At 39.5% G+C, this 17,177-nt stretch carries 17 protein-coding genes; 14 read left to right on the top strand and 3 right to left on the bottom strand.

Features of this window, described 5'->3' with window-relative positions:
* Positions 1 to 2: 2 nt before the first annotated feature.
* From holB to tsaD, 7 genes are all read left to right on the top strand, one after another.
* Entirely contained in the window at positions 3 to 986 is a 984-nt protein-coding gene (gene holB, locus BMX26_RS05810; RefSeq protein WP_225355212.1) for a DNA polymerase III subunit delta', read from the top strand.
* A 13-nt stretch (positions 987 to 999) separates the two neighbouring features.
* The gene (locus tag BMX26_RS05805) at positions 1,000 to 1,353 is read left to right on the top strand and encodes a DNA replication initiation control protein YabA (RefSeq protein ID WP_075530546.1); all 354 of its coding nucleotides are present in this window, start codon (positions 1,000 to 1,002) and stop codon (positions 1,351 to 1,353) included.
* A complete protein-coding gene (rsmI, locus tag BMX26_RS05800; RefSeq protein WP_075530521.1) occupies positions 1,353 to 2,231 on the top strand; it encodes a 16S rRNA (cytidine(1402)-2'-O)-methyltransferase in 879 nt (292 codons plus the stop codon). Before BMX26_RS05805 ends, rsmI begins: the two co-directional genes overlap by 1 nt.
* An 11-nt stretch (positions 2,232 to 2,242) precedes the next feature.
* Entirely contained in the window at positions 2,243 to 3,007 is a 765-nt protein-coding gene (locus tag BMX26_RS05795; protein WP_075530520.1) for an acyl-[acyl-carrier-protein] thioesterase, read from the top strand.
* A 136-nt stretch (positions 3,008 to 3,143) separates the two neighbouring features.
* Entirely contained in the window at positions 3,144 to 3,866 is a 723-nt protein-coding gene (gene tsaB, locus BMX26_RS05790; protein ID WP_075530519.1) for a tRNA (adenosine(37)-N6)-threonylcarbamoyltransferase complex dimerization subunit type 1 TsaB, read from the top strand.
* On the top strand, positions 3,841 to 4,443 hold the full coding sequence (gene rimI, locus BMX26_RS05785; RefSeq protein ID WP_225355211.1) for a ribosomal protein S18-alanine N-acetyltransferase: 603 nt from the start codon (positions 3,841 to 3,843) through the stop codon (positions 4,441 to 4,443). Before tsaB ends, rimI begins: the two co-directional genes overlap by 26 nt.
* Complete coding sequence (gene tsaD / locus BMX26_RS05780) at positions 4,430 to 5,458, top strand: tRNA (adenosine(37)-N6)-threonylcarbamoyltransferase complex transferase subunit TsaD (RefSeq protein WP_075530518.1); 1,029 nt, start codon at positions 4,430 to 4,432, stop codon at positions 5,456 to 5,458. Before rimI ends, tsaD begins: the two co-directional genes overlap by 14 nt.
* 38 nt (positions 5,459 to 5,496) lie before the next feature.
* Here the strand turns inward: tsaD and BMX26_RS05775 are convergent, their stop codons facing one another.
* Positions 5,497 to 7,437, bottom strand: a complete 1,941-nt coding sequence (locus tag BMX26_RS05775) for an ABC-F family ATP-binding cassette domain-containing protein (RefSeq protein ID WP_075530517.1) — start codon at positions 7,435 to 7,437, stop codon at positions 5,497 to 5,499.
* A gap of 181 nt (positions 7,438 to 7,618) precedes the next feature.
* On the opposite strand from BMX26_RS05775, the gene BMX26_RS05770 reads away from it, so the two are divergent.
* Positions 7,619 to 8,254 carry a redox-sensing transcriptional repressor Rex gene (locus BMX26_RS05770; protein WP_075530516.1) on the top strand — a complete coding sequence of 212 codons (636 nt, stop codon included), beginning with the start codon at positions 7,619 to 7,621 and terminating at the stop codon, positions 8,252 to 8,254.
* A 26-nt stretch (positions 8,255 to 8,280) separates the two neighbouring features.
* Here the strand turns inward: BMX26_RS05770 and BMX26_RS05765 are convergent, their stop codons facing one another.
* Complete coding sequence (locus tag BMX26_RS05765; RefSeq protein ID WP_225355210.1) at positions 8,281 to 8,916, bottom strand: CPBP family intramembrane glutamic endopeptidase; 636 nt, start codon at positions 8,914 to 8,916, stop codon at positions 8,281 to 8,283.
* A 254-nt stretch (positions 8,917 to 9,170) separates the two neighbouring features.
* Between BMX26_RS05765 and groES the strand changes: the two genes are divergently transcribed.
* From groES to BMX26_RS05745, 4 genes are all read left to right on the top strand, one after another.
* Positions 9,171 to 9,455, top strand: a complete 285-nt coding sequence (groES, locus tag BMX26_RS05760; protein ID WP_075530515.1) for a co-chaperone GroES — start codon at positions 9,171 to 9,173, stop codon at positions 9,453 to 9,455.
* Between the two features lie 42 nt (positions 9,456 to 9,497).
* The gene (groL, locus tag BMX26_RS05755) at positions 9,498 to 11,108 is read left to right on the top strand and encodes a chaperonin GroEL (RefSeq protein WP_075530514.1); all 1,611 of its coding nucleotides are present in this window, start codon (positions 9,498 to 9,500) and stop codon (positions 11,106 to 11,108) included.
* A 189-nt stretch (positions 11,109 to 11,297) separates the two neighbouring features.
* On the top strand, positions 11,298 to 13,127 hold the full coding sequence (locus tag BMX26_RS05750; protein WP_075530513.1) for an APC family permease: 1,830 nt from the start codon (positions 11,298 to 11,300) through the stop codon (positions 13,125 to 13,127).
* 156 nt (positions 13,128 to 13,283) lie between these two features.
* On the top strand, positions 13,284 to 14,372 hold the full coding sequence (locus tag BMX26_RS05745; protein WP_075530512.1) for a glycosyltransferase family 4 protein: 1,089 nt from the start codon (positions 13,284 to 13,286) through the stop codon (positions 14,370 to 14,372).
* A 25-nt stretch (positions 14,373 to 14,397) separates the two neighbouring features.
* Here the strand turns inward: BMX26_RS05745 and BMX26_RS05740 are convergent, their stop codons facing one another.
* The gene (locus BMX26_RS05740) at positions 14,398 to 15,021 is read right to left on the bottom strand and encodes a YigZ family protein (protein WP_075530511.1); all 624 of its coding nucleotides are present in this window, start codon (positions 15,019 to 15,021) and stop codon (positions 14,398 to 14,400) included.
* 60 nt (positions 15,022 to 15,081) lie between these two features.
* Here BMX26_RS05740 and BMX26_RS05735 point away from each other — a divergent pair, with 60 nt between their 5' ends.
* Together BMX26_RS05735 and BMX26_RS05730 are read left to right on the top strand one after the other, a co-directional pair.
* The gene (locus BMX26_RS05735; RefSeq protein WP_075530510.1) at positions 15,082 to 16,434 is read left to right on the top strand and encodes a DEAD/DEAH box helicase; all 1,353 of its coding nucleotides are present in this window, start codon (positions 15,082 to 15,084) and stop codon (positions 16,432 to 16,434) included.
* Positions 16,427 to 17,113: a ComF family protein gene (locus tag BMX26_RS05730; RefSeq protein ID WP_075530509.1), complete on the top strand. Its 687-nt coding sequence runs from the start codon at positions 16,427 to 16,429 to the stop codon at positions 17,111 to 17,113. Before BMX26_RS05735 ends, BMX26_RS05730 begins: the two co-directional genes overlap by 8 nt.
* Positions 17,114 to 17,177: the final 64 nt, after the last annotated feature.

Raw genomic sequence — 17,177 nt, 5'->3', positions numbered from 1 at the left:
AGATGATTACAGAATTACAACCGCGTTTAACGAATCATTTTGCAGAGTTGATTAAAGCTAATAAATTAAGTCATGCCTATTTATTAGCGGGTCCAGCCGGCGTTGGCAAAAAAGAATTGGCCTTATGGGTTGCCCAAGGAATCTTTTGCCTGCATAGTCAAGATGGAGCTCCTTGTCGGCAGTGCAATAATTGCCAAAGAATTGCCCAGCATGAATTTAGCGATGTGGTCGAAATTGCCCCGGACGGTAACACTATCAAAGTTGACCAAATTCGTTTTTTAAAGGCAGAATTCACTAAAAGCGGTTTTGAAGGTCGCAAAAAAATCTTTATTATTGAAGATGCAGAAAAAATGACAGCTAATGCGGCTAATAGTTTATTGAAATTTTTAGAAGAACCTAGCGGCGATGTTTCAGCCTTTCTTTTAACGCAAAATGCCAACCTCATGCTGCCGACAATTATTTCTCGCTGCCAAGTATTTGAACTGACAGCTTTAGCTTTTGAAAGCCGCTTAGAAGCTTTAACGGCACAAAATGTTCCCACTGCTAGGGCGCATATCTTAGCTTCATTGACGGATAGTTTGGAGCAGGGGCTGGCTTTAGCTGAAGATGAAAGTTTTAATGAATTACTGGTGGATATTTGGGATTGGTTTAAATTTATTATGAATAACGACTTACGTGCTTTCGTTAATGTTTCAACTCAATTGAAACGGCATTTTACTGATAAAAAAAGGCAAGCTGAGATTTTAGATTTAATTGTTCTTTTGACCAGAGATGTGATGTTGTTAAAATTTGACGAACAAACGCAGGTCGCATTTATGGCTCACCAGGATGAATTAGTGGCATTTGCAAATAAATTGAATACAAAACGAGTTTGTCAGGCGGTTGAATTAGTTTTAGCAGCCCGCAAATTACAGGCGGTCAATGTCTCTTTTCAAAATATTTTAGAAACCTTGACCTTGGAACTTACGAGTTGTTATCATGAATGATGAGGGTGATTTTTTGGAAAAACGTGAACTTTTAGCTAGTTTTGAAGAGCTCGAACAAATGGCACTGCAGATGCAAAATACCATTGCCGCAGTAAAAGAAGAATTAGATGAGCTGGTAGAACAAAATGCTGAATTAGAAATTGAAAATGCACATTTGCGGGCACGTTTACAGGAATTAGACGCGCGCAAAAAGCCACGTGTTGATCGCACGACCAAAAACGGGCTGTCTAAATCGCGGCAAAACTTAGAAAAACTTTACGATGAAGGTTTTCATGTTTGCAATGTGGACAATATGTACGGATCAAGGCGAATCAATGATGAACCATGTGTCTTTTGTCAAGATGTAATTTATGGGGAGCGTCGCTAATGACAATTAATAAAATGAGCAGTTTCCAAGGGCAAAAGCTAGTGGGGACTTTATATTTGGTGCCGACTCCGATTGGAAACTTGGGTGATATGACGAGCCGGGCGGTTGAAACCTTGCAAAATGTTGATTTAATTTGTGCGGAAGATACCAGAAATACCCAAAAATTATTAAACCATTTTGAAATTAAAACCAGTCAAATTAGTTTTCATGAGCATAATACCAAGGAAAGAATTCCACTTTTGCTGGCTAAGTTAAAAGAAGGACTTAATTTAGCCCAAGTCAGTGACGCTGGGATGCCATCGATTAGTGATCCAGGGCATGAATTAGTTGAAGCCTGCATTGAAGCCGAAATTCCTGTCGTGCCTTTGCCGGGACCAAACGCAGCTTTAACAGCTTTGATAGCGTCGGGTTTAACGCCGCAGCCTTTTATGTTTTACGGTTTTTTGCCACGTAAGCATAAGGAATTAAATGAAGCTTTGGTTAAGTTAAACCAACAGGAAGTAACGATGATTTTTTATGAGGCACCGCACCGTTTGAAGAAGACCTTACAAGCAATGGGCGAGGTTTTTGGGATGGACCGTAAGATTGTTTTGTGCCGTGAATTAACAAAGCGTTACGAGGAATTTTTACGCGGCAGTTTGGCTGATGCGGTTGAATTTGCTAAAGATGATGAAGTTAGAGGCGAATTTGTCGTGATTGTGGATGGCAATCATGCTCCAAACCATGCTGAAGAAGTTTTAGATATTTCGCTAGAAGATGAAGTCAACCAAAAAATTGAGCAGGGGTTGAAGCCAAATGCTGCTATTAAAGAAGTGGCTAAAAGACGGCAAATGAAAAAGCAAGATGTCTATAATGCTTACCACCATCTAACTGATTAGGAGGTTTGGAGTTGGAAAATAAAGGCTTTAGTGAAAAACACCGAGTAACTTTTTATGAAACAGATGTCAATGGAACCGTCAGTTTGGGTAAGCTGGTTGATTTAATGATGCTGGCTTGTGAAGATCAAAGTGATACTTTAGGCGTTTCCAGTGATAAAGTCTTAAAAATGGGTTTAGGCTGGATTGTAACCCAGCATATGCTGGAAATTAAGCGGCTGCCCCGTAAAAACGAAACAATTTATATCACAACACATGCCAAAAGTTATAATAAATATTTTTGTTACCGCGACTTTTGGGTGCATGATATCAGAAAGATGGAATTAGCCCACATGCATACGGTTTTTGCGATGATTAATCAAAAAACACGCAAAATTGCAACCATTCCGGCTGCTGTGATTACACCTTTTCAGGCTGAAAAGACGGTTAAAATTGAGCGTCTGCCATTGCCTAAGGAAATTGAGCGGATTGACCGGCAAAAAGAATACGAAGTGCGTTTTTTTGACATTGATGTGAACCATCACGTCAATAATGTACATTATTTTGAGTGGATGCTGGATGCTTTAGATGAAGATTTTTTAACGAAGTATCAACCGGTTGAAATGAATATTGAATATAAAAAAGAAATCAATTATGGGCAAAAAGCTGTTAGTCAAGCTCAAATCAAGATGACGGGTGTCGAAACCGTCGAAACTATCCATGAGATTAAGGTGGGAACGGAACTTTCATGTCACGCTGTTTGTGAATGGGAAGTCCGCCATGAAGAATGGATTATGTAATGAAGCAGGATACTGTCAGTTTTGGCTGATGGTATCCTTTTTTTGGCTAAACATCTAATTGTTTTTAAACGTAATTTAATTGATTTGTGTTAAGATATCTTATTAGAAGATAAAACAAGATGAAGGATAGATATTGATGAAAATTTTAGCAATTGATACTTCAAATAAGCCTTTAAGTGTGGCTGTAATGGAAGATGAACACCTGCTTTGCCAAGCAACTTATGTTGTTGCGCGCAACCACAGCGATAAATTGTTACCGCTGATTGCCGAATTATTAAAACAAGCTCAAATAAAACCAAATGAATTAGACCGGATTGCGATTGCCAAAGGACCTGGCTCTTATACAGGTTTGAGAATCGGAGCCACGACGGCCAAAACTTTAGCCTATACCCTGAAAAAAGAATTAGTGGCAGTTTCTAGTTTGGAAGTTTTAGCCCAAGCTTACCCAGCTAATGAAGATCAAGTTTTAGTGCCGGTTTTTGATGCACGCCGGGAAAATGTTTTTGCCGGGGCTTATCAATATAATGAACAGCATGAATTAGTTAATGTTTTAGCCGACCAGCATATTTCCGTTAGTGATTTGTGTGCGCAATTAAAAGATAAAAAAGTTGTTTTAATGGGGGATGCTGCTGTTTATGCGGATAAATTTACACAATTGCTTACAAACTACAATTTTGCCCCGGTAAACTTCAATTACCCGCATGCTGATGTGTTGGCTTTGCTAGGAGAAAAAAAGGCGCCTGTTGATGTTAACGAATTTGTACCGGCTTATTTGCGCTTAACGCAAGCCGAAATGCAGTGGTTAGAAAAACACCCCGAAAGAAGAGATTATCATGAATCCTATGTTGAAAAAGTTTAAACAAGAATTAGCTAAACTGATTAAGGGCGATAATCAAGGACAGATAACATTTAAAAGTCGGACAGTACGGCTTAAAGGCTACGATTATTTAGTTGTCAGGGCAGTTGTGCCTGATATTCCCGAAATTTTAGATATTGAAAGGGCAGTTTATCAAGGGAAGACCCCCTGGAATTTTGCTAACTTTGAAGAACAGATTCGGGATAAGGAAAAGACGCTTTATTTAGTTGTGCGCTACAATGATGAAATGGTGGCTTTTGCCGGCTGTGATATGAAATACGCTAAAAACGAAGCCCATATTACAAATATTGCCGTTTTGCCGGCTTATCAAAAGTTAGGGTTAGGCCAAATGCTGCTGCGGATTTTAATTAATGAAGCTGATAATTTTGGCCTTCGAAAAGTTAGCCTCGAAGTTAGAGAAAGTAATATGCAAGCACGCGAAGCCTACGCTTTTGCCGGTTTTATCGATTGGATTATCAAAAAAGATTATTATTTTGATGATGGCGAAGATGCCATTGAAATGGTTTATAGTATTAGTGCTAATAAGAGAAGGGATATGATGGTCAATGGTTCAAAGTAGAAATTTGATACTTGCTTTTGAATCAAGCTGTGATGAAACAAGTGTAGCTGTAATTGAGGATGGACATAAAATCCTTTCAAATATTGTAGCCACACAAATTAAAAGCCATAAGCGTTTTGGCGGAGTTGTGCCGGAAGTTGCTAGCCGCCACCATATTGAACAAATTACCTATTGTATTGATGATGCTTTGGCAGAAGCTGGCGTGGATTATACTGATTTAACGGCAGTTGCTGTAACTTACGGACCTGGTTTGGTTGGATCTTTACTAGTCGGTGTTAATGCTGCTAAAACAGTAGCTTATGCACACAATCTGCCTTTAGTGCCCGTTAACCATATGGCAGGCCATATTTATGCGGCCCGTTTTGCGGGGAAATTGAAATTTCCAGCTTTAGCCCTGCTAGTGTCGGGCGGCCACACAGAACTCGTGTATTTGAAAGGACCTTACAACTTTGAAATCATCGGTGAAACCAGAGATGATGCCTGCGGTGAAGCCTATGACAAGGTTGGGCGTGTCTTAGGCTTAACTTATCCTGCCGGTAAAGAAATTGATGAAATGGCGCATCAAGGGCAAGATACCTTTCATTTTCCACGGGCGATGGAAAAAGAAGATAATTTTGATTTCAGCTTTAGCGGCTTGAAGAGTGCTTTTATCAACCGTGTTCACCATGCCGACCAAATTGGCGAAGTTTTGAATAAAAATGATTTAGCGGCTAGTTTCCAACAAAGTGTGGTAGATGTTTTGGCCGAAAAAACGGTTAAAGCGCTAAAAGAATTTCCTGTCAAACAGCTGCTTTTAGCAGGTGGGGTTGCGGCTAACCAGGGGTTAAGAGCGCGACTTGATCAGGAATTAACTAAGTTTGACGACGTAGAACTAATTAAAGCACCGCTTAAATTGTGTGGAGATAATGCGGCAATGATTGGGGCAGCAGGATATGAAGCTTATAAAGCAGGTATTTTTGCTGGGCTCGATTTAAATGCTGAACCTGGTTTGGAATTTGACTGGCTAGAAAAATAAGTTAAAAAAAGACTGAGGGTAACCTCAGTCTTTTTTTATTAACCTTCTTGAAATTCTTCTAATTGCAGACTTAATTCTTCCCAAGCCGTTTCAGCTTCCGTTAAGTCGGCCGTAACTTCTTCAAGCTGTTTTTGCAGGTCAGCCATTTTGGTTAAATCATTGAAGTTTTCCGGTAAAGCCATTTGATTTTCAAGGTCACTTTTTTGCTGATCCAAGTTTTCATACTTGCTTTCAGCTTCGGCAACTTGGCGGGTTAATTTTCGCTCTTGCTTTTGCCGTTCTTTTGACTGCTGATAGTTATTTTTGCCCTTCAAAGGTGCAGTACTAGGCACGGAGGGATTTTCTTTAGCTTTTTTAATTTCTTCTTGTTCTTCTTTTTTGGCGACGTAGTAGTCGTAGTCTCCTAAGTAAAGCGTGGAACCTTCAGGCGCAACTTCTAAGACACATGTCGCTACTTTATTGATGAAGTACCGGTCATGGGAGACGAATAAAACAGTGCCGTCAAAGTCATTGATGGCTTCTTCCAAGACTTCTTTACTGTCAATATCCAAGTGGTTGGTTGGTTCATCGAGGATTAAGAAATTATCCTGATTCATCGCTAACTTTGTTAAAAGTAGGCGGGCTTTTTCGCCCCCAGACAAATTATGTACAACTTTTAAAACATCATCGCCGATAAATAAGAAACTACCCAAAATGGAGCGGATATCTTTTTCGGGTGTAGTAGGATGATCATCCCAAAGTTCATTTAAAACAGTTTTTTTAGGGTTTAAGTTTTGCTGCTCTTGATCATAGTAACCGACTTCCACGTTGGTCCCAAAGTCAGCTTGGCCCTTGAGGAAAGGAATTTGGCCTAAAATACTTTTTAAAAGAGTAGATTTGCCAATGCCGTTGGGGCCGACAATGGCCATTACCTGGCGCTTTTTGAGTTCAATGTTAATTGGATAAGCAATCGGATGATCATAGCCGATGGCAGCATCTTTGACTGTTAAAACCACATTGCCGCTTTGCTTTTGGGCGGTAAAGCGGAAGCGGGGCCCTTTTTCATCACCTTCTGGCCGGTCTAAGCGATCCATCTTTTCCAACTGCTTACGCCGTGATTGTGCTCTTTTGGTAGTTGAAGCACGGACAATATTTTTATTGACAAAATCCTCTAATTTGGAAATTTCGGCCTGCTGCTTTTCGTAATTTTTCCAAGCCTGCTTTAAGCGTTCGGCTTTTTGGGTAATATAGCTGGAATAGTTGCCTTTATAATAGCTGCTTTTATTGTGGCTGATTTCATAAACTTCATTAACAATGCGGTCTAAAAAATACCGGTCGTGCGAGACAATCAGCAAAGCTCCCTTATAGGTTTGAATATAACTTTCCAACCACGTTAAGGTATCGATGTCCAAATGGTTGGTTGGTTCGTCTAAAATTAATAAGTCGCGTTTTTCCAGGAGCAGCTTGGCCAGCGCCAAACGTGTTTTTTGTCCCCCTGAAAGTGAAGCAACGCTGCGGTCATAGACATCGGGGTCAAAATGAAAGCCGTGCAGCACGGAGCGGATTTCTGCTTCATAGCCATAACCGTTTTGTTCTTTGAAGTCATGCAGCAATTGATCATAGGACGCTAACAGCTGGCTATAGGCTGGTGAAGTGTGGTCTTGGGATGAATCGGCGATTTGCGCCTCCAATTGGTGCAATCTTTGTTCCATTTGCCGCAATTTAGCAAAAACAGTGAGCATTTCGTCAAAGATTGTTCTTTGCGATTCAAGTCCTGTATTCTGGGCTAAGTAGCCGATGGTTAAATCCTTGCGTTTGGTAATTTGACCGGCATCTGGGGCTTGTTCGCCCATAATCATTTTAATTAAAGTTGATTTTCCGGCACCATTGCGCCCAACTAGCGCAATGCGTGAGTTATCGGAAATATCTAAGTTGACATTTTCAAACAAAGTATCCGCACCAAAGTAGCGTGCGACATGCTGAACTTGTAGTAAAATCATCTCATTCACCTTTCGTGTAAGCTGGATATTTATTCACAAACATTTAAATGATATGCAAAGTCGTTGCTATTAGCGGACTAAACAACATTAAAGTTTGTGAATGTTTTAACTTTCTTATTTAAATCAGACAAAGCATATGTTAAAATAAAAGCGGTAAGCTAGCTAGATTGGAGGAAGACGGATGGTATCGCATAATATTCCTAAAGCCACTGCCAAACGTTTGCCACTGTATTATCGTTATTTGAACATTTTAGCTGATTCAGGCAAAGCAAGGGTTAGTTCAAATGAATTGGCTGAAGCTGTCAAAGTTGATTCAGCTACAATCCGCCGTGATTTTTCATATTTTGGCGCTTTAGGCAAGCGTGGCTATGGCTATGATGTCGTTAACTTGTTGAATTTTTTCAAAAAGACACTTAACCAAGATGAATTAACGACAGTTGCCCTAGTAGGTGTCGGTAACCTGGGACACGCGCTCTTGCACTTTAATTTTCAAAAAACCAACAATATCCGCATTGGTGTGGCCTTTGATGTTGATGAAAAATTAGTCAACACCATTGAAGATAAGATTCCTATCTATCATATGGATAATATGAAAGAACAGCTCAGTTTGCAACAGATTGAAATTGCTATTTTAGCGGTTCCGGCAGATGCAGCTCAAGCTGTTGCGGATGATTTAGTTGATGTTGGCGTTAAGGGCATTTTGAATTTTACGCCAGTACGGATTTCCGTGCCTGATGAAGTTTTAGTCCAAAATGTTGATTTGGCTAATGAACTGCAAACCTTAATTTATTTTTTGAACCAATTTGGAAACAAATAACGAAGAGGACTGAAAAGTTCTCTTTTTTAGTTTAAATTGCTGCTAAACAAAATAAAAGCATTCAGCAAGATATGGACTGCCATGCTAGTCCTTAATTTCCCACCCTTGTAGTAGCAATAACAAAGCACAAGCCCCATCATGGCGTAGACGAGAAAATGGCCATCGCCATGAGCGATTGAAAATAAGGCGCTGGAAAGAAGGGCACTGATTAAAGGAGGGCAAAATTGGCAGAGGTTGCCAAAAATAGCCTTGCGAAAAACCAGCTCTTCCATAATAGGAGCGGCCAAAACAATGCTAAAAAGGTAGTAAGGATAGTGGTGGTAGATGGCAATTAAAGTATTCGTATTAGCTGAACCTAAAGGTTGTTTTAAAACTTTATACTCAAAAACCATTAAAAGATTTTGCAGTAAAATCAGCAAGATAAAACTGATTAAGATTAAACCCAGTTCTTTTATTGCGGGCAGACTTTCTTTTTGATCGATTGGATTTTTCCAAGAGAAAAAATGGTTGAGCAAAAGCATCCCCAAAGCACCTAAAACGGTCCATAAAGTAAGACCAATATAGAGTACATTGCCTTTTAAACTGGTATTCAAAAAAACTTCGCCGTACATAATGCCTAACCAGGCAATACTTAAGGCCAGGGTGTTTTGTTTAACTTTCACGTAATTACCTTCTTTATCAGACTTTTTCAATTATAACATATCTCCTGCAAAAGAACTTTACTAAAGCTTAAAAAAACGCGCAAAAAGCCTGATATAATAAGGCTTTTTCTGAGCGAATATTAGTAAAATTAGCACTCTTGACCCGAGAGTGATAAAAAAAACTTGCAATTATTTGTGAAAGTCGTTATAGTAATAACTGTAAAAAAATTAGCACTCAAAACATTAGAGTGCTAAAAAATTTGGAGGGATATAACGTGCTTAAACCATTAGGAGATCGTATTATTTTAGAAGTTCAAAAAGAAGAAGAACAAACTGTTGGCGGTATCGTATTAGCAAGCAACGCTAAAGAAAAGCCACAAACAGGCAAAGTTGTAGCTGTTGGTGCAGGACGTGTCCTCGATAACGGTGAAAAAGTTGCCCCAAGTGTTAAAGCAGGCGATACAGTCATTTTTGACAAATATGCTGGAACTGAAGTCAGCTATGAAAATCAAAAATACTTGGTTGTTCATGAAAACGACTTGGTAGCAGTTGTTGAATAATAAGATTATTGAAAATAAAAAATACATGAGGTGAATTGAAGAATGGCTAAAGAAATTAGATTTTCAGAAGATGCACGTTCAAAGATGTTAGCAGGTGTTGATAAGTTAGCTAACACAGTTAAATCAACAATTGGTCCTAAGGGCCGTAACGTAGTGTTGGAACAATCATACGGTGCCCCAACAATTACTAATGATGGTGTGACAATCGCTAAAGCCATCGAACTTGAAGATCATTTTGAAAATATGGGTGCTAAGTTGGTTGCCGAAGTTGCTTCTAAGACTAACGATATTGCCGGTGACGGTACAACTACTGCTACGGTATTGACTCAAGCAATTGTTAACGAAGGAATGAAGAACGTTACAGCCGGTGCAAACCCAGTGGGCATTCGTCACGGGATTGAACTTGCTACCAAGGCGGCTGTAGCTGCTTTGCAAAAGATGTCACACAAAGTTGAATCTAAGAGTGACATTGCACAAATCGCTGCTATTTCATCTGCCAGCGAAGAAACTGGTAAATTAATTGCTGATGCGATGGAAAAAGTCGGCAATGATGGTGTTATTACAATTGAAGAATCAAAAGGTATTGATACTTCTTTAGATGTTGTTGAAGGTATGCAATTTGATCGCGGCTATCTTTCACAATATATGGTAACTGATAATGATAAGATGGAAGCTTCTTTGGATAATCCATACATTTTGGTTACTGATAAGAAGATTTCCAATATTCAAGAAATTTTGCCATTGCTGCAATCAATTGTTGAACAAGGTCGTCCTTTGTTGATTATTGCTGATGATGTTGACGGTGAAGCTTTACCAACATTGGTTTTGAACAAGATTCGCGGAACTTTCAATGTTGTCGCTGTTAAGGCTCCAGGTTTTGGCGATCGTCGCAAAGAAATGTTGCAAGATATCGCTGTTTTAACTGGTGCAACGGTTATTACCGATGATTTGGGCTTGCAACTTAAGGATGCTACTTTGGCTCAATTAGGTACAGCTGGTCGTGTTACAGTTACTAAGGAAAATACAACTATTGTTGAAGGTTCCGGCAATAAAGAGGCTATTGCTGAACGTGTTGAACAATTGCGCAAGCAAATTTCTGAAACAACTTCTGATTTTGACCGTGAAAAATTGCAAGAACGTTTGGCAAAACTTGCTGGCGGTGTTGCCGTTATTAAAGTTGGTGCTGCTACTGAAACTGAACTTAAAGAACGCAAGTACCGCATTGAAGATGCTTTGAACGCTACTAGAGCTGCGGTTGAAGAAGGATTTGTTCCTGGTGGTGGTACAGCCCTAGTTAATGTCATTGGCGCTGTTGCAGCCTTAAAAGAAACAGGCGATGTTCAAACAGGTATCAACATTGTTAAGCGCGCCTTGGAAGAACCTGTACGTCAAATTGCTGTTAATGCTGGTAAAGAAGGTTCTGTCATTGTTGAACATCTTAAAGAACAAGAACCAGGCATCGGCTACAATGCTGCTAAAGACGAATGGGTTGACATGGTTAAAGAAGGTATCGTTGATCCAACTAAGGTTACCCGCTCTGCTTTGCAAAACGCTGCTTCCGTTTCAGCCTTATTGTTGACTACAGAAGCTGTTGTGGCTGAACTTCCTAAAGAAGAACCTGCTATGCCTCAAGCACCACAAGGCATGATGTAAGCATAATTTTAAAGCTTGTAAGAAGCCACTTGGAGCTTCTTGCAAGCTTTTTTTATTGCCAAGATGCGCAAGGATTTTTTTGTGTATTGACAAATAATGGTGTAAAATGGATAACATACAGCAAGTCTACATTAATATTTTTCAACTTTTGAGTGGGTTAAGTTGTTAGGATAAAGGAGAAATATCTTTATGTATCGATATATAAAAAGGCTGTTAATTGGGGAACCATTAAAAACAGCTGATGAGGGTGGCCAGTCCTTGACAAAATTCAAGGCTTTGGCTTTATTGTCGTCTGATGCTTTGTCATCTGTTGCATATGGTATTGAGCAAATTATTGCCGTATTGTTTGCTCTTTCAGCTGCAGCTACCTGGTATGCCTTGCCTGCAGTCGGAATTGTTTTAATCCTGTTATTTGCGATTACAATGTCTTATCGGCAGATTATTCATGCCTATCCTTCAGGGGGCGGCGCTTATGTGGTTGCTACTAAAAATTGGGGGCGTGGTGCCGGTTTGGTCGCCGGCGGCTCGCTACTAGTTGATTATATGCTGACGGTGGCCGTTTCTGTGACATCTGGGACGGAAGCCATTACTTCAGCAATACCGGTTTTAGGCCGTTACAGCATTGCCATCTCCGTTTTGATTGTGCTCTTTATTATGACTTTGAATTTACGGGGAATGCGGGATTCGGCTTCCTTTTTGACGGTTCCGGTCTACTTTTTTGTTATCATGATGGTTATCATGATTGTGTGGGGCTTTATTAATATCGCCACCGGCAACATTGAATATCATGCTGCCGCTCACCTTGGGCAAACTGTTCCTGGCATGACGATGATTTTATTCTTAAAGGCTTTTTCAGCCGGTTCTTCTTCATTGACAGGGGTGGAAGCAATCAGTAATGCTGTACCTAACTTTAAAGAACCCAAAAGTAAAAATGCCGCCAATACTTTAGGTATTATGGCTTTGATTTTAGGTTCTTTCTTGGCGGGGGTTGCTTACTTAAGTTATTACTTAGGCATTATGCCTAATCCAGAACAAACGGTCTTGTCACAAGTCGGTATTGCCATTTTTGGACATGGTATTTTCTTTTACCTGCTGCAATTAGCGACTGCCATGATTTTAGCTGTGGCGGCTAATACAGGTTTTTCAGCCTTTCCTATTTTGGCCTACAATTTGGCCAAGGATAAATATATGCCGCATATGTTTATGGATAAAGGTGACCGTTTAGGCTATTCCAATGGGATTATTGCTTTAGCAGTTGGCGCAATTGCTTTGATTTTTATCTTTCATGGGCAGACTAATTTGCTAGTTCCTTTGTATGCGGTAGGGGTTTTTGTACCTTTTATTCTTTCACAATCCGGGATGATTGTTCACTGGAACCGTGAGCGGGGCAAGAATTGGATTTTAAATTCCTTTTTCAACTTTTTAGGAGCCTTGATTTCTTTAGCGCTGGTAATTTTCTTATTCTTACTGCATTTCAATAATGTTTGGCCATATTTGATTATTATGCCGGTTTTGCTTTTTGGTTTCCATCAGATTCATGAGCATTATACAGCAGTGGCTACCCAGTTAAGATTAAGTGAAGAACAACAATTGCATGATTATGATGGGGCTACGGTGATTGTTTTGGTCAGCTCCGTTACCCACGTAACGACGGGGGCTATTAATTATGCCAGATCGATTAGTGATAATGTGATTGCTATGCACGTTTCTTTTGATACCAATCCTAAAAAGGAACATGAGACGGCTAATGAATTTAAGATTGCCTTTCCTGATGTCCGCTTTGTCGATTTGCATTCATCATACCGTTCAGTTGTGACACCAGTTGTGCGCTTTTGCGATGTTATTGCTAAAGATGCTTTAAAGCGCAACTATTCGGTCACCGTTTTGGTACCGCAGTTTGTACCGAAGAAGCCATGGCAAAATATTTTGCATAACCAAACAAGTCTGCGGTTAAGATCAGCTTTAGGTTCACGGGAAAATATTATTATCTCAACCTATAATTATCATTTGAAAAAATAATTTATAAAAATGCAGTATATTTTATACTGCATTTTTTATTGCAAAAAAATTTCAAATGTTGCACTGGGTTTTTTAAAAGCTTTTCTTATGTTAAAATAAAGAATGTAGCTACATTTGCGCACAGCAAGTGTATATTGAACAGAAAGAGGACGGCATATGTATAAAATACTTGCGTCTATGGCTGCAACGGTTGTTATGGCTGCAGTTCTGACTCCGCTGGTTAGGGGAATAGCATTGAAGCTTGGCGCAGTTGATAATCCTAATGCACGAAGGGTTAACAAGACTCCAATGCCGACAATGGGCGGGTTGGCGATTTTTATTGCCTTTAATATAGCGAATTTCTTTTTAATCAGAACACAATACCCAAGTGACCAGCTGCGGGTATTATTTATAGCTGAATGTATTATTCTTTTAACCGGTATTATTGATGATATTTATGAATTAAAACCGCGGGAAAAGATGTTTGGGGTGATTTTGGCTTCCCTAGTCGTCTATTTTGGAGCGGGAATTAAAATGACGACGATTACGATACCTTATGTCGGAATGGTTCATTTAGACTGGCTCAGCTTGCCTGTAACGCTGCTTTGGATTGCAGCGATTACTAATGCGGTCAACTTGATTGACGGCTTAGACGGGTTAGCCTGTGGGGTAGCTATTATTGCTTTATCTACCAGTGCTTTGACGGGATATTTATTCTTGAATGTCACCAATACCTTTGTCTCCATTATGATGTTTACGCTGGTTTCGTCGTTGCTTGGCTTTTTGCCTTACAATTTTCATCCGGCTAAAATTTATTTAGGGGACACAGGATCGTTGTTTATCGGTTTTATGATGGCTGTTTTTTCCTTGTATGGGTTGAAAAATGCGACTTTCATTACTTTGATTATCCCGGTGATGATTTTAGGGGTGCCTATTACTGATACCGTATATGCAATTTTACGGCGTAAATTGCATAACCGTCCCATTTCACAAGCTGATAAGCACCACTTGCACCACCGTTTGATGCAAATGGGCTTAAGCCATACCCAAACGGTTTTGGTGATTTATGGCATTGCTTTGATTTTTTCTTTTATTTCGCTGCTTTATTCTTTTTCCAGCATGCTGGGGGCAATTTTATTGACGGTTGCCACTTTAGTCGGTTTGGAAATTTTTGTCGAAGTGATCGGCTTGGTCGGGGATGATAAAAAACCCCTGCTTAATTTGATTCGTAAGTTAGTCTTTAAACTGTCTAATAATAAAAAATGACAAGCATTTTTTGCTTGTCATTTTTTTATATCGGAACTTCGGTTAAAACGTCACCTTGGTTTTTGATGGTTGCTTTAGCGCTTAAAAGATTATTAACGTTGGTGATAAACGCATCTGCCTTAGCTTGATCAACACAAACGGTCACACAGACGTTTTCAGTAAATTGTGTATCTAAAACCGCAATTTTTTGCCGGTTTAAAAAGTCTTGTAATTTACCTAATAAGGCGTAAGAAAGTGTTAAGGATAATTTATTTTGCACCACTCGTTTGACAATCGTGTTTTGAGCAATCGCTTTGGCACAGCTGGAACTGTAGGCCCGAATCAGTCCGCCGGCTCCGAGCTTGATACCGCCGAAATACCGTACAACCACGGCTAAAACGTCATGCAAGTGATTATTTTTTAAGACATCTAAAATGGGGACACCGGCTGTACCTTGAGGTTCGCCATTATCAGATTCACGCTGAATTTCATCTTTGGCGCCTAAAAGATAGGCAAAACAGACATGGGTGGCCTTTTTATGCTGGCTTTTGAGTTGCTCTAACTGCTTTTTGGCGTCATCTTCAGTTTGGATCCGAATCAGGTAACAGATGAATTGTGATTTTTTAATTGTTTGTTCAAAAGTTGAATTTGCTTGAATTGTTAAATACATTTTGACCTTTCCTAACAAAATATGGATTAAAATTGCGTCTTTATATAGTAGGGTGATTGCATGAATGAATTAGAACAGCTGCTTTTAGGACGACAAGTGACAGCCCAAGAGATTAACACACCGGCTGATGTTTTAGCAAAGATTCCAAAGATCATTAAGCGTCCAGCCATCATCAGGCAAGGTAATCATGTATTGTGCCAGCGGTGCGGTAGTAGGCTTATGCCAAAGCAAGTATTACTCCCAAATGGCAACTACTATTGTCCCAAGTGTCTTATGCTGGGCAGATTAACCTCTACTCAATCATTATACAGTATTAAAGAGGTAAATGCTTTTGGAAAATATCAGCAAAATCCGTTAACCTGGCAGGGGAAATTATCACCCTATCAGCAGCGGGTTGCCCAAAAATTGATTGTTTTTTCACAACAAAGCGGTGATCACTTATTGTGGGCCGTGACCGGCGCTGGCAAAACGGAAATGACTTTTTATATGCTAGCTGATGCTTTAAAAAAACAAAAAAGAGTTTGCTTTGCTGCGCCACGAATTGATGTCATCGGCGAATTATTACCACGAATGCAAGCCGCATTTGCGACAACGCCAATTGCCTGCTTAACAGGCAAAAGTCCGGAAAAGTACCGTTATACCCAGTTTGTCTTGTGTACAACCCACCAGCTGCTGCGTTTTTATCATGCTTTTGATTTGATGATTATTGATGAAGTTGATGCTTTTCCTTTTTTAGGTAATAAAATGTTAAGCTATGCAAGTTTAAAGGCGTTAAAGCAGGGGGGCAGCCGCTTACTTATGACGGCAACCCCTGATAGTACTTTACTTAAAGCGTTTAAAGCAAAGACAGATCGAAGCGAATACCTGCCTTTGCGTTTTCACCAACACCCTTTGCCTGTTCCTAAAATTATTTGTCGAAAACATTTAAGGGAGGATTTACGGCAAAACAAACTTTCGCCAGTCTTTAAAAATAAGCTGCAAGACTTTGTCAAGGAAGGTTATCCTTTTTTAATTTTTGTGCCGAAAATTGCGCTGCTTAAACCACTTGAAAAGTTAATAAAGCAAGTTATTCCAGCAAGTTGTGCAGGAACGACGGTGTATGCCAATGATGCTGAACGTTTAACCAAAGTTAAAGCCTTAAGAGAAGAGAAGCTAACTTTTTTAATTACGACTACTATTTTGGAAAGAGGAGTTACTTTTCCAAAATTAAATGTCCTGATTTTTTTAGCTGATGATGTTAATTTTAATATGCCGGCTTTAGTGCAGATTGCCGGTCGGGTTGGGCGCAGCAGTCAGCGACCTGATGGACAGGTGATCTTTTTGTGTGAACATTTAACCTGCAAAGTAAAAAAAGCTAAGCAGCAGATTATGTTATTGAATCGCAAAGCAAAGAAGATGAAAAAAGATGAATGAATGCTTATGGTGTCATCAAAAGCTGCCGCTGCGCTTAACGTGGGATTGGCTCTTCTCATTAAAACCGCTGCCTCAAAACTATATATGTGCTTCTTGTTTAAAGATGTTTGAAAAAACAGGTGATAAAGTGTGTCCAGGATGTGGCCGCAAACAAGATAATATGAATTTATGTCTTGATTGCAGCAAATGGCAGCACGACCATCATTTGCTGCACAATAAAGCCTTATTTGTTTATCAGCAGGCAGCCATGAAAGAATACATTGAACAATACAAATTTATGGGTAATTACCAATTGCGGCGGCTATTTCAAAAACAAATTCAAGCGGCTATCACACCTTATTTAAAAAAAGCTTTTACGGTGGTGGTCATTCCGGTTGATCAGGAAACTTTTGAAACACGTGGGTTTAATCAAGTGTGTGGTTGGCTGGAAGGAATTGAATATCAAAGTTATTTTGAAATGAAAAAAAAGTACGGTCGCCAAAAACAGTCCACTAAGACGCGCTGTCAACGCTTAGCCACTAAAAATCCTTTCAAATACACCGGACCTGAAACATTAAAAGAAAAAAAGATTTTATTAGTGGATGATATTTATACTACAGGTCGGACTTTGTATTATGCCCAAGAAATATTAGAAGAAAAAGGGGCTGATTTTGTTACATCTTTGACTCTAGCAAGATAAATTTATGAAGTTAAATTTATCTTTTTAAATATTTTGTGCTTTTGATTGTTATTTAAAGCGTTTT

Source organism: Ligilactobacillus sp. WC1T17, assembly GCA_900110005.1.
In the GTDB taxonomy this organism is placed as follows: domain Bacteria; phylum Bacillota; class Bacilli; order Lactobacillales; family Lactobacillaceae; genus Ligilactobacillus; species Ligilactobacillus ruminis_A.
The sequence above is the reverse complement of the archived record's forward strand: the minus strand, read 5'-3'. Positions and strand labels throughout refer to the sequence as shown.